Raw genomic sequence first — 12,792 nt, forward strand, 5'->3', positions numbered from 1 at the left:
ACCGTTTCGCGAGGTGACTCATGCGTATTGGGATGTGGGCCGGCGCGTGCGCCGTCGTCCTGGCAGGGTGCAGCGCCGGCACGCCGCCGCTTGCCGGCAACTGGCGGGCGCCGTCGTTCGTCGACCTGCAAACGTCGTGCGGCGGCACCGCGCGCGACTGGGGCGCGGACGCGCAGCCGGTCTATTCGACGCTGTACGACGCGTATGTGGCGAAACGGTATCGCGGGCTGACGCAGGCGAACTATTGCGCGTTCGTAAACGAACTTTCGGCGCACTATGCGGCGCCCGACGCGGCGGGGCGCGCCGGATGGGTCGCGTATTTCAACGGCGCACGCGCGCAGGCCGTCAGCTGGCGGGCCGCGGTCGATCCGACGCTGCGCGGCGGCTGACGCCGGAGCGCTGCGGGCGGCGGGAAAAGCGTGGGAAAAGCGGCGCGGCCGGAAATCCGGCCGGCGCGCTCAAGTCAGGAACAGCGGGACTTCAGGAATAGCGGCATTTGATGGATCGCAACGCGGCGTCGCCGGTTTCGGTCACGCAGTATTTGCGTCCCGATCCCAGCCCTTCCAGCCGCACGAGCTGCTGTTCGAGCAGCGCGTCGAGTTCATCGCGATCCATGTCCCCGTGATCGGGGGCATCCTTCACAAGCAGTAGCGTGGCGAATTCATGCGGACTCAGCATCGTTCTCTCCATGGCAATCGGTTTGCCCGCGCAGCCGGCGCAAATGCCGCTGCGCGATACCCGGCGGGGTATGGCTTGGGGGGAAAGCTGTATTCGCCGGCCTTCGGATTCGCACACGCCTTGGCACGGGCGGATCGCGCGAACGGGCCGGGGAACTGGAGTCTAGTCGAGCGCGCGGGCAACGACAAATCGTGCCCCGTTAATTTTCAGTTTGACAGGCACGCAAACCGCTAGCGGTTCAGCAGGCGCGCCAACTTCTTGATTTCACTTGAAGTTTCAGGTGCGGTGCAGCATCGCGCGGGTCATTCCGCGGGGTCATTCCGCGACGTACACCTGGGTGCCCGCGTTCGCCACCGCGTCGGCCATCTCCGGCGGCAACGGCTTGTCGGTGAAGAGTGCATGAACCTGGCTCAGGTGGCCCTGGCGCACCAGCGCCGGACGGCCGACCTTCGAATGATCGGCGACGAGGTAGACCGTGCGCGCATGCTGCATGATCGCCTCGGCCACGCGCACCTCGCGCGTGTCGAAGTCGCGCAGCGTGCCGTCGGCTTCGATCGCCGACGTGCCGATGATCGCGTAGTCGACCTTGAACTGGCGGATGAAGTCGATCGCGAGTTCGCCGACGATGCCCTTGTCCCACGGCCGCACGATGCCGCCCGTGATCAGCACCTCGCAGTCGGGATAGCCGCTCATCATCGACGCGACGTTCAGGTTGTTCGTGATCACGTGCAGCCCGTGATGACGATTCAGTGCGCGCGCAACTTCCTCGGTCGTGGTGCCGAGATTGATGAACAGCGACGCCTGGTCGGGGATGTGCGACGCGGCGAGCGCCGCGATGCGCCGCTTCTCGTCGTGGAACATCCGCTGGCGCGCGGTGTACGACACGTTCTCCGAGCTGGTCGGCAAACTTGCGCCGCCGTGGTAGCGGCGCAGCAGGTTCAGGTCGGCGAGCCAGTTCACGTCGCGGCGGATCGTCTGCGGCGTGACCGCGAAGTGCGCGGCGAGATCGTCGACGGTCACGAAGCCGTCGCGCTGCACCCATTCGAGCAGTTCCTGCTGGCGCGCGTTGAGGGTGAGGCGGGGATCTCGGGTCATGGCTCGGCGGTCGGATCGTGAGGCGGAGCGGGTATTGTAAGGGCGGGAAGGGCGTTCGACCGGCCTGCGGCGTGTCACCGCCCGGAATTCATGCGGAAAGTACATGGATTCATGTGACAAATGAATTTGTGCGATCGCGCGGATCGCGCTGCAATGGCGGACTGTCCGCGCATGCCGGTCGTGCGTCCGGCGCGTTCATTCAGCTTTCGACGAGGTGGAACCGATGACTGGCTTCAACTGGCACAACCCGTATCCGACGACCCGCATCCCGGTATTCGCGCGCAACGTCGTGTCGACGTCGCACCCACTCGCCGCGCAGGCCGGGCTGCGGATGCTGTGGAAGGGCGGCAATGCCGTCGATGCGGCGCTGGCCGCCGCGGCCGCGATCACGGTGGTCGAGCCCGTGTCGTGCGGGCTCGGCGGCGATGCGTTCGCGCTCGTGTGGGACGGCGGGCGGCTGTCCGGGCTGAATGCGTCGGGCGTCGCGCCGGCCGCATGGAGTCCCGACTATTTCCGCAAGCGCCACGGCGAGGACGCGCACGGCATCGCGAACAAGCCGACGCGCGGCTGGGACACCGTCACGGTGCCGGGCGTGATCGCGGGCTGGGAAGCGCTGCATGCGAAGTTCGGCTCGCTGCCGTTCGCGGACCTGCTCGAGCCGGCGATCGAGATCGCCGAGCGCGGCTATGCGGTATCGCCGATCGTCGCGCACAAATGGGCGGCCGCGGTGCCCGAGCTGCAGGGACTGCCGGGTTTCGCCGACACCTTCATGCCGCGCGGGCGCGCGCCGCACGTCGGCGAGCGCATGTGCCTGCCGGGCCACGCGCAGACGCTGCGCACGCTCGCGAACGACGGCCCGCGGGCGTTCTACGAAGGCGCGCTCGCCGCGCAGCTCGCGGCGTTCGCGCGCGAAGGCGGCGGCGCGCTGACCGAAGCCGACCTGCGCGCGTACCGGCCGGAATGGGTCGAGCCGATCGGCAAGCGCTTCGGCCGTCATACCATTCACGAGATCCCGCCGAACGGGCAGGGCATCGCCGCGCTGATCGCGCTCGGGATCGCCGAGCGGGCGGGCCTGGGCGAATGGCCGGTCGATTCGGTCGACTCGCAGCACCTGCAGATCGAGGCGATGAAGCTCGCGTTCGCGGACGTCTATCGCTACGTCGCCGATCCGCGCGCGATGGACGTGACGCCCGCGCAGATGCTCGACGATGCGTATCTCGCGGAACGCGCGAAGCTGATCGATCGCGCGCGCGCGACGCACTTCGCTGCCGGCCGCCCGCATTCGGGCGGCACGATCTACCTGTCCGCGGCGGACGAACGCGGGATGATGGTGAGCTTCATTCAGTCGAACTACATGGGTTTCGGTTCGGGGCTCGTCGTGCCCGGTACCGGCATTGCCCTGCAGAACCGCGGGCACGGCTTCTCGATGGACCCGGCGTCGCCGAACGTCGTCGCGGGCGGCAAGCGGCCGTTCCATACGATCATCCCCGCGTTCGTCACCGAGGAAGTCGACGGCCGCAGCGAGGCCGTGATGAGCTTCGGCGTGATGGGCGGCGACATGCAGCCGCAGGGCCACCTGCAGACCGTCGTGCGCATGCTCGGCTACGGGCAGCAGCCGCAGGCCGCCTGCGACGCGCCGCGCTGGAAGGTCAATCGCGACTTCACGCTCGACGTCGAGTCGACGATGAAGCGCGAGACGGTCGACGGGCTCGCCGCGCGCGGCCATACGATCAAGTCGATCGACGATCCTTACATGGATTTCGGTTCGGGGCAGTTCGTGTGGCGTCTCGATCGCGACGATCCCGACCGCGGCTACGTGGCCGCGAGCGACAGCCGTCGCGACGGTCTTGCGGCCGGTTTCTGACGGAACGCTTCCAGCGTGGTGCCCGACGGGCGGCCGGATGGCCGCCCGTTTTGCCTGGATGCAGCGCATGCCGTCGCGCGCGCGCAACCGGTTCGAACACCTCATCTAACGATCCGCAACATGCGCGGCGGAACTGCGCGCGGCGGGCATGGTCAGTGCTTTGAAGCACGAACATAAAAGTCCGGCTAAGATGCCAGCATGGTTCGGCCGGACCAATCCACTAATAAATGCAAGCAAAACGTCGCCTGCGGGTACGCCGGGCCTGTGCGAAGAGAGGGGCCGGCCGGCCGCGCGACGACTGGGAGCGCACCACCATGCCTACTGAAACGACGCATGTCATGCCGTGGCGTATCGAGGACATCGACCTGAACCGGATCGATCGTCAGCGCGCCGCCGCGAACGAGGATCTGCTGCTGTTGCTGTGCGCGTCGTCGTTCATCGAAAGCGGCTCGGATCTCTACACGAGCAACCTGAGCGAGTTCTTCAACGACGATCCGGAAGTGTCCGCGTGGCTCAACAATGCGTGGGAGCACGAGGAACTGCAGCACGGGCGCGCGCTGAAGGCGTATATCGCGCACGTGTGGCCCGAGTTCGACTGGGACACCGCGTTCGCGAATTTCTTCGCCGAGTATTCGAAGACCTGCTCGGTCGACGCGTTCGAGAAGACCCGCGCGCTCGAGATGGTCGCGCGCTGCGTCGTCGAGACGGGCACGGCCACGCTCTATCGCGCGATCAACGAATGCTCGGACGAGCCGGTGCTGAAGGAAATCACCGACAACATCCGCTCGGACGAAGTGCGTCACTACAAGCACTTCTTCAAGTTCTTCAAGAAGTACAACAAGCTCGAAGGCAACGGCCGTCTCGCGGTGCTCGGCGCGCTGATGCGCCGCGTGATGGAAATCAAGAACGAGGATTCCGAGATCGCGCTGCGCCACGTGTTCGCAGTCCGCTACCCGGATCGCGTCGGCGACAGTCAATACAACCGCGAGCGTGCCGCGCGCATCAGCTCGCTCGTGCGGCGCAACCTGTCGGCCGACATGTGCGTGAAGATGCTGCTCAAGCCGCTCGACCTGCCCGCGAAGATCCAGCCGAGCGTCCACTATCCGCTGACGAAGATCACGCGGCACGTGTTCATGCGCTGATCGTCACCGCGCGGTCCGGCGCGCGTATGCTGCGCAGATCATCATCTGCTTTTCACCGGGGCCGCCATCATGACCGATTCCCATCGCCACGCGCTCGAACAATGGACGTTCGACGCGTGGCCGCCGGCCGTCGTTGCGCTGTTCGACGGCACCGCGCTCGAACGCCATGCCGACTTCGCCGCATCGCTGATCGTCGCGACCGACGACGGCCAGCTGCGCACGACGCTGCTCAGCGTCGGCGAGATCCACGCGCGCGACGCGCATACGCTGCTGCTCGCGCTCTGGCCGCAATCGCGCGCGGCGCGCGCGCTGACACAACGGCGCGCGGCCGCGTTGACGCTCGTCGCGGACGGCGCATTCTTTCAGGCACAACTGAGGATCGAGCCGCTCGAAGGGGACTTCGGGGGCCTTGCCGGATTCGCTGCGACGATCGCGCACGGCGATGCGCAGCGGGTCGGCTATGCGCGTCTCGCGACCGGCGTCACGTTTGCGCTGGAAGGGGAGGCGCGCGCCGAGGTGCTCGCGCGCTGGCAGCGCCAGGTCGAGCACCTGCGGCGCGCGGCCGCGCGGCTTCAGTGACCGCGCTGGCCGCTGCGCGACGAACGGTTGCGGTTCGCGTGCGGCGCGTTGCCGTTCGCGGGGCGCGCGCCGTTGCCGCCTGACGGGCGGCGCCACGCCGCGTTGCCGCTCGCACCGCCGGCCGCGCGCGGCTGGCCGCCTTCGCGGCCTTCGGCTGCGCATTGCCGTCGCGCTTCGCGCCGGCTGGCCGAGCCGCCGGCACGCGGCTGGCGATTGCCGCCACCGCCACCACCACCGTTACCGCCGCGCGGCTGCTGGCCGCGGCGTTGCTGGATCGGCTCAGGCTTCGCGGTCGGATCGGGTTCGAAGCCCGCGATCACTTCCTGCGGAATCTCGCGCTTGATCAGCCGCTCGATGTCGCGCAGCAGCTGCTTCTCGTCGACGCACACGAGCGACACGGCTTCGCCGGTCGCGCCTGCACGGCCCGTGCGGCCGATCCGGTGCACGTAGTCTTCCGGCACGTTCGGCAGGTCGAAGTTGACGACGTGCGGCAACTGGTCGATGTCGATCCCGCGCGCGGCGATGTCGGTCGCGACCAGCACCTGCAGCGTGCTGTTCTTGAATTCCGCGAGCGCGCGCGTGCGGGCCGACTGGCTCTTGTTGCCGTGGATCGCCATCGCGCTGATGCCGTCCTTCGTCAGCTGCTCGGCGAGCCGGTTCGCGCCGTGCTTGGTGCGCGTGAACACGAGCACCTGGAACCAGTTGTGTTCGCGGATCAGGTGCGTGAGCAGCTCGCGCTTGCGATCGCGGTCGACCGGGTGGATCTTCTGCGCGACGCTTTCCGCGGTGGTGTTGCGGCGCGCGACTTCGATCAGCGCCGGCGAATCGAGCAGGTTGTCGGCGAGCGACTTGATCTCGTCGGAGAAGGTCGCCGAGAACAGCAGGTTCTGGCGCTGCGGCGGCAGCTTCGCGAGCACGCGCTTGATGTCGTGGATGAAGCCCATGTCGAGCATCCGGTCGGCTTCGTCGAGCACGAGGATGTCGAGATCCGACAGGTCGATCGTCTTCTGCTGCATGTGATCGAGCAGACGCCCCGGCGTCGCGACGACGATGTCGACGCCGCGCTTGAGCGCATCGATCTGCGGATTGATGCTGACGCCGCCGAACATCACGGTCGAGCGCAGCTTCAGGTACTTGCTGTACGCGCGCACGCTTTCCTCGACCTGGGCGGCGAGTTCGCGCGTCGGCGTGAGGATCAGCGCGCGCACCGCGCGCTTCGCGCCGCGATGCTCGGCGTAGAACGTGTGCAGGCGCTGCAGGATCGGCAACGTGAAGCCGGCGGTCTTGCCGGTGCCGGTCTGTGCGCCGGCGAGCAGGTCGCCGCCGCCGAGGACGGCGGGGATCGCCTGCTGCTGGATGGGCGTCGGCGACGTGTAGCCGAGCTCGTTGACCGCCTTGACCAGCGGTTCGGCCAGGCCGAGAGATTCGAAAGACATAGATACCACTCTTGAGTTTTATGATCGGCGACGCCTCGCGCGGCCAGCGCGGGGAACGGCGTCGCAAAAAAGCAAAGGGGCGCGGAACGCAGGTCGCTCACCTGTTGCGGCGAGATCGGCGTACCGTTGTTGCCCCACGACATCCGGATATACGTGACGACTGCCGCGACTTCCTGGTTCGACAGCGACTGTGCGAACGGCGGCATCCCGTACGGACGCGGATTCTTGAACGTGCTCGGCGGATAGCCGCCATTCAGCACCATGCGGATCGGGTTGACCGCCGATTCCATCACGATCGAATGGTTGCCCGCGAGCGGCGGATACGCCGGCGGCTTGCCCGCGCCGGTTTCGGCGTGGCAGGTCGCGCAGTTGTCCGCGTAGATCTTCTTGCCCTGGTCGAACAGCGTGTTGCCGAACTGCTTCGACGGCTCGTACTGCATGTTCTTCGGCGCTTCAGCCTTCTGCGGGATCGACTTCAGGTACGTCGACATCGCGCGCGTATCTTCGTCGCTCATGTACTGCAGGCTGTTGTGCACGACGTCGGCCATCGGGCCGAACACCGCACCCTTGTTCGACACGCCGGCCTGCAGCAGGTCCGACAGCTCCTGCACGTGCCAGTCGCCGAGGCCGAGTTCCTTGTCGTTCGTCAGCGACGGCGCATACCAGTTCTGCAGCGGGATCAGGCCGCCCGCGAAGGCTGCCGAGTTCACCGGGCCGCCCATCATGTTGATCGACGTGTGGCACATCGAGCAGTGGCCGAGGCCTTCGACGAGGTACGCGCCGCGGTTCCATTCGACCGACTTGGTCGGATCCGGCTTGTACTCGCCTTCCTTGAAGAACAGCGTGCGCCAGCCGATCAGCAGGTTGCGGTTGTTGAACGGGAACTTCAGTTCGTGCGGACGGCTCGGCACCGAGACCGGCGGGACCGAACGCAGGTACGCGTAGATCGCGTCCGAGTCGGCGCGCGTGACCTTCGTGTAGCTCGCGAACGGGAAGCCCGGGTAGAGCAGGCTGCCGTCCTTCGAACGGCCGGTGTGCATCGCGCGGTAGAAGTCGTCCGACGTCCACTTGCCGATGCCGTCCTTGTCGTCCGGCGTGATGTTCGGCGTGTACATCGTGCCGAACGGCGTCGCCATCGGCAGGCCGCCCGCGAACGACTTGCCGCCGCGCACGGTGTGGCACGCGATACAGTCGCCGACGCGCGCGAGGTATTCGCCCTTCTTGATCAGCGCGGCCTGGTCGGCCGGCGTGGCCGCGACGGCGGCAGCGCCGTGCAGCGTGTCGTTGCCCGGCCACAGGACCGGCACGAGGGCGGCGGCCGCGACGATCGCGACAGCCGAGAGTGCAAACAGGGACTTGCGTTTCATTGTGTCTGTCTCCCTTGCCTTATTGCGGTTCGCTGCCGCAGGCGAGCGGAGTCTTCATCGAACGCGCCGGGGCCGGCACGGGGTTGGCGGGCGCCGGTTGCGCGGCGAGCCATGCGGTCACGGCCGTCACGTCTTCGTCGGAAAGCTTCGCGGCGATGTCGTGCATGCAATCCGGTGCCTTCGCGTGGCGGTTGCCCGAGCGCCATGCGCCGAGCTGTGCGCTCAGGTAATCGGCGTGCAGGCCGACGAGGCCCGGGATCGCCGGCTGCATGCCGGTCAGCCCTGCGCCGTGGCAGGCCACGCAGGCCGGCAGCTTGCGCGACGGATCGCCTTGCGTGACGAGCTGCTTGCCGCGCGCGAGCGTGGCAGCCGGCAGCGTCGGCTTGGCCGGCGTCGGGTACGGCGGACGCTCGGCCGAGAAGTGCTCGGCGATTTCCTTCAGGTAATCGTCGTTCAGGTAGGTCAGCAGATAGTTCATCGGCGGGTACTTGCGCCGGCCATCACGGAAGTTGACGAGCTGGTTGTACAGGTACTCCGCCGGCTTGCCGGCAAGACGCGGGAAATAGTCGTTGTCCGTGCCCTGGCCGTGAACGCCGTGACATGCGGTACAGCCGCGCACACGCTCGGCCATCGTATCGGGTGCCTTGAGCGGCGCCTGCTGGGCGTGCGCTTGCTCCGTGGGCTTGGTCTGCGCTTGGGCAGCGCTCATAAGGCCCGCGCCACCGATCAGGAGAACGGCAAGCAACGGACGGAAGAGGCGTCTTGAAGACACACGAGACTCCATGTTTATTCGTCGGGGACCTGTCCGGGCTACGATCGGCTCGGCGCATGGACGGCAGGACAGCCGGGCTGCTGCGACGCGGCATTCTATCATCGATGGGTAATGACGGCTATTTGGCAAAAGGTCATCGGTTCCTGCCTGTTTACGACTTGCGACAATTTGACGCGCTATCTGCACGCATCGTGTGAACCGGCGTGCGCTTTGGCCATCGAAGACCGTACACTCGCGGGTCGCGCGGCGCCGCCTCCGCCGCAGATCCAGTCATTTCTCCCGTTTCCGGATTCATCGATGACGTTCCTTACCGTGCCGTTGCCGTCTTCCCGCTGTCGTTCCACTTGCCGCCGCGCCGCCGGCCGGCCGTTCCCGGGAGGGTGCGCGCGATGAGGATCGACAGCTTGTGGATCGGCCAGGTCGCGCTCGCGGCATTGATGGACGCGACGTTCGCGATGGCGGTCGGCTCGGCGCTGCTCAAGGCGTGGCTCGGCAAGGACGGCGCGCGGCCGGTCGTCGCGCCGTCGCATCCCGCATGGCTGCGCGCGCAACATTCGCTGGTCGCGGCGGCGCTCGCGCTCGTGCTCGCCGATCTCGGCTGGCTCGTGTACGAAGCCGCGGCGATGAGCGGCGCGGGGCTCGGCGGTGCGTTCGCCGCGATTCCCGTCATGCTCACGCAGACCCACGCGGGCTTCGCGTGGAGCGTCGCGTTCGCCGGCGCCGTGGCGCTCGCGATCGTCGCGCTCGCGAAGCCGGACGGCCCGGTCGCGCACGCGGTGCTGTGGCTCGCGGTGATCGTGGTCGCGGTCGGCAAGGCGTCGCTCGGCCATGCGGCCGATACCGGCCCGCTGTCCGCGGCGGTCGGCGTGCAGACGCTGCACCTGCTCGCCACCGCGGTGTGGGGCGGCCTCGTGCTCGCGGGCGGGCTCGCGGTGCTGCCGGTGCTCGGCTCGTCGGTCGCGCGCGGCGCGCTGATCCGGATCGGCCAGCACCTGTCGCGTACGTCGGTGATCGCGGTCGTCTTCGTGCTCGGCACGGGCGTGCTCAATGCACTGCGCGGGCTCGGCGGCTCGGTCGCGCCGCTCGACGGCAGCACGTGGGGGCGCGTGCTGCTGCTCAAGCTGCTGCTCGTCGCGCTCGCGCTCGTGCTCGGCGGGTTGAACCGCTTCTCCGCGCTGCCGCGCCTGCGCCGTACCGCGTCGACCGAGGATGCGCACACGTTCCGCAACATCCTGCATCTCGAGGCGCTGACGATGATCGGCGTGTTCGTCGCGGCCGCCGTGCTGGCGTCCAGCGTGCCGGGGTTCGCGGCGCTCGGCTGACGGTCGGGTCGGCGCGGCGCAGGGCCGGGTGCCCGCGCGCCGCGAGCCGCGGATGCAAGAACGGCCGCCTGTCGGGCGGCCGTCTCGAAGCCGATGCGCGGCATGCCCGCCGCGCAACGCGTCTCATCTCACCACGGCATCACCACTCGGCGACGCTGCCGTCCGCGTGGCGCCACACCGGGTTGCGCCAGCGGTGGCCCGTCTTCGCCATCTCGCGCACCTTCTCCTCGTTGACGTCGATGCCGAGCCCCGGGCCCTGCGGGATCGCGACGAAGCCGTCCTCGTAGCGGAACACCTCGGGGTTGCGCAGGTAGTCGAGCAGGTCGTTGCCCTGGTTGTAGTGGATGCCGAGGCTCTGTTCCTGGATGAACGCGTTGTAGCTGACCGCGTCGAGCTGCAGGCATGCGGCCAGCGCGATCGGGCCGAGCGGGCAGTGCAGCGCGAGCGCGACGTCGTAGCTTTCCGCGAGCGTCGCGATCTTGCGGCACTCGGTGATGCCGCCCGCGTGCGACGCATCGGGCTGGATGATGTCGACGTAGCCGCCCGCGAGGATGTGCTTGAAGTCCCAGCGCGAGTAGAGCCGCTCGCCGAGCGCGATCGGCGTGTTGGTCTGGTTGACGATGTCGCGCAGCGCCTCGGCGTTCTCCGACAGCACCGGCTCCTCGATGAACATCAGCTTGTACGGATCGAGCTCCTTCGCGAGCACCTTCGCCATCGGCTTGTGCACGCGGCCGTGGAAGTCGACGCCGATCCCGACGTGCGGGCCGACCGCGTCGCGCACCGCCGCGACGTTCGCGATCACCTGCTCGACCTTGTCGTAGGTGTCGACGATCTGCAGCTCTTCGGAGCCGTTCATCTTCACCGCCTTGAAGCCGCGCTCGACCACTGCGCGCGCATTGTTCGCGACGTCGCTCGGCCGGTCGCCGCCGATCCACGAATACACCTTGATGCGCTCGCGCACCTGGCCGCCGAGCAGCGCATGCACGGGCACGCCGTGATGCTTGCCCTTGATGTCCCACAACGCCTGGTCGACGCCCGCGATCGCGCTCATCGTGATCGGGCCGCCGCGGTAGAAGCCGGCGCGGTACATCACCTGCCAGTGATCCTCGATCAGCAGCGGGTCGCGGCCGACCAGGTAGTCGGCGAGTTCCTGCACCGCGGCCTCGACGGTGTGCGCGCGGCCCTCGACGATCGGCTCGCCCCACCCGACGATGCCCTCGTCGGTCTCGATCTTGAGGAACAGCCAGCGCGGCGGGACGACGAAGGTTTCGAGGCGGGTGATTTTCATGTCGCTTGTCTCCAGGGTGGACCGGCGCGGACGTGCGGACGCGGCGCCGGTCGAGTACGTGACGACGATCCTAGCGTAGCGCGTTAAAAAATAGTATTAATAGCACTATTGTGCAGATAGTGGGCAGCTGCGGCGTTGCCCATCACCGGAGAACGATCATTCAACGCGACCTGCATGGACAGACGGCCTTCCGGCTGGCGACGGCGATCCTGCGCGGCGACCATCCGCCCGAGTCGCTGCTGCCGCGCGAGCCGGACCTGATGGCGATGTTCGGCGTGAGCCGCACGGTGCTGCGCGAGGCGCTGCGCACGCTGACGTCGAAGGGACTGGTCGAATCGCGGCCGAAGGTCGGCACGCGCGTGCGGCCGCGCCGCGCATGGAACCTGCTCGACGCCGACCTGCTCGACTGGTACGCGCGCGTCGCGCCGCCGCTCGCGTTCGCGCTGAAGCTGCAGGAAATGCGCGAGATGATCGAGCCGCATGCGGCCGCGCTGGCTGCTCGCACGCATACGCCCGAAGCGTTCGATGCGATCGATGGCGCGGCGCGCGCGATGGCCGCCGCGCGCAACGTCGACGAGTGGGTGCGTGCGGACCTGCGTTTTCACCTGAGCGTGCTGGAGGCCGGCGGCAACGAACTGCTGGTGCCGCTCGGCGCGCTGATCGACCGCACGCTGGAAGCGCAATTGCATCTGAACGCGCGCCGGGCGCACGTCTACAACGCATCGCTCGCCGAGCACGTTGCCGTCAGCGATGCGATCCGCGTGCGCGACGAGGACGGCGCGCGCCGCGCGATGGCGTCGCTGCTCGCGGTGACGCGCGCGCGGATCGAGATGGCGTGACGGAAACGGACGGGCGGTGCGGCGCCGTCAGGCGTTCGCGCAGCCGCCCGGCTTGACGATGCGTTGCGTCGATGGCGGGTACTTCGCGAGCAGGCTCGCCGGCCGCCGCGGACGCGCGACCAGGTCGCCGCCGCAGTTCGGGCAGCGGCCCTTCAGCACGTCGTCGGCGCAGGTCGCGCAGAACGTGCATTCGAACGTACAGATGCGCGCTTCCGCCGAATCGGGCGGCAGGTCCTTGTCGCAGCATTCGCAGCCGGGGCGGAGTTCGAGCATGACGGTTTTCCTTGGTCGGAGAGGGTCGGGACGGGCGCCGCCGGACGTTGCGTGCGGCGCATGCGAGCGCTACTGTACGCGTTTGGACCGGCCTGGCCAACGGTGTCCGCCCGGATACCGCCGACGCGCACGGGCCG

11 protein-coding genes and 2 pseudogenes are annotated in these 12,792 nt (G+C 68.1%); 6 read left to right on the top strand and 7 right to left on the bottom strand.

Features of this window, described 5'->3' with window-relative positions; translation table 11 throughout:
- Nucleotides 1–20: 20 nt before the first annotated feature.
- Nucleotides 21–389, top strand: coding sequence for a hypothetical protein (locus PL79_RS14850; RefSeq protein ID WP_044846785.1), 369 nt, complete (start codon nucleotides 21–23; stop codon nucleotides 387–389).
- Between the two features lie 91 nt (nucleotides 390–480).
- Here PL79_RS14850 and PL79_RS14855 read toward each other — a convergent pair whose 3' ends face one another.
- Both PL79_RS14855 and PL79_RS14860 read right to left on the bottom strand, forming a co-directional pair.
- A complete protein-coding gene (locus PL79_RS14855; RefSeq protein WP_044846784.1) occupies nucleotides 481–678 on the bottom strand; it encodes a hypothetical protein in 198 nt (65 codons plus the stop codon).
- A 315-nt stretch (nucleotides 679–993) separates the two neighbouring features.
- Nucleotides 994–1,773 (bottom strand): DeoR/GlpR family DNA-binding transcription regulator, encoded by a 780-nt coding sequence (locus tag PL79_RS14860; RefSeq protein WP_044846783.1) that lies wholly within the window; start codon nucleotides 1,771–1,773, stop codon nucleotides 994–996.
- Between the two features lie 223 nt (nucleotides 1,774–1,996).
- Here PL79_RS14860 and PL79_RS14865 point away from each other — a divergent pair, with 223 nt between their 5' ends.
- The 3 genes from PL79_RS14865 (at nucleotide 1,997) to PL79_RS14875 (ending at nucleotide 5,358) form a co-directional block, all read left to right on the top strand.
- Complete coding sequence (locus PL79_RS14865) at nucleotides 1,997–3,637, top strand: gamma-glutamyltransferase family protein (RefSeq protein ID WP_044846782.1); 1,641 nt, start codon at nucleotides 1,997–1,999, stop codon at nucleotides 3,635–3,637.
- A gap of 314 nt (nucleotides 3,638–3,951) precedes the next feature.
- Nucleotides 3,952–4,779: a ferritin-like domain-containing protein gene (locus tag PL79_RS14870; RefSeq protein ID WP_044846781.1), complete on the top strand. Its 828-nt coding sequence runs from the start codon at nucleotides 3,952–3,954 to the stop codon at nucleotides 4,777–4,779.
- A 69-nt stretch (nucleotides 4,780–4,848) separates the two neighbouring features.
- Entirely contained in the window at nucleotides 4,849–5,358 is a 510-nt protein-coding gene (locus PL79_RS14875; protein ID WP_044846780.1) for a hypothetical protein, read from the top strand.
- Here the strand turns inward: PL79_RS14875 and PL79_RS14880 are convergent.
- The 3 genes and pseudogenes from PL79_RS14880 to PL79_RS14890 all read right to left on the bottom strand — a co-directional run bounded on the left by PL79_RS14880 (nucleotide 5,352) and on the right by PL79_RS14890 (nucleotide 8,945).
- Nucleotides 5,352–6,794, bottom strand: a pseudogene (locus PL79_RS14880) (DEAD/DEAH box helicase). The gene PL79_RS14875 and the pseudogene PL79_RS14880 sit on opposite strands and share 7 nt — an antisense overlap.
- Before the next feature lie 74 nt (nucleotides 6,795–6,868).
- Nucleotides 6,869–8,161, bottom strand: a pseudogene (locus PL79_RS14885) (c-type cytochrome); the annotation flags it as partial.
- A gap of 19 nt (nucleotides 8,162–8,180) precedes the next feature.
- Complete coding sequence (locus tag PL79_RS14890) at nucleotides 8,181–8,945, bottom strand: c-type cytochrome (RefSeq protein ID WP_044844542.1); 765 nt, start codon at nucleotides 8,943–8,945, stop codon at nucleotides 8,181–8,183.
- A gap of 377 nt (nucleotides 8,946–9,322) precedes the next feature.
- Here PL79_RS14890 and PL79_RS14895 point away from each other — a divergent pair, with 377 nt between their 5' ends.
- Entirely contained in the window at nucleotides 9,323–10,255 is a 933-nt protein-coding gene (locus PL79_RS14895; RefSeq protein ID WP_044844541.1) for a CopD family protein, read from the top strand.
- Nucleotides 10,256–10,394: 139 nt separating this feature from the next.
- Here the strand turns inward: PL79_RS14895 and dgoD are convergent, their stop codons facing one another.
- Complete coding sequence (dgoD, locus tag PL79_RS14900) at nucleotides 10,395–11,543, bottom strand: galactonate dehydratase (protein WP_044844540.1); 1,149 nt, start codon at nucleotides 11,541–11,543, stop codon at nucleotides 10,395–10,397.
- Between the two features lie 119 nt (nucleotides 11,544–11,662).
- Between dgoD and PL79_RS14905 the strand changes: the two genes are divergently transcribed.
- Nucleotides 11,663–12,382 (top strand): FadR/GntR family transcriptional regulator, encoded by a 720-nt coding sequence (locus PL79_RS14905; RefSeq protein WP_235879271.1) that lies wholly within the window; start codon nucleotides 11,663–11,665, stop codon nucleotides 12,380–12,382.
- Between the two features lie 27 nt (nucleotides 12,383–12,409).
- Here PL79_RS14905 and PL79_RS14910 read toward each other — a convergent pair whose 3' ends face one another.
- A complete protein-coding gene (locus tag PL79_RS14910; protein ID WP_044844539.1) occupies nucleotides 12,410–12,655 on the bottom strand; it encodes a DUF1272 domain-containing protein in 246 nt (81 codons plus the stop codon).
- Nucleotides 12,656–12,792 lie beyond the last annotated feature (137 nt).

Origin of the sequence: Burkholderia sp. USMB20, assembly GCF_000949135.2 — a bacterium.
Classification (GTDB): domain Bacteria; phylum Pseudomonadota; class Gammaproteobacteria; order Burkholderiales; family Burkholderiaceae; genus Burkholderia.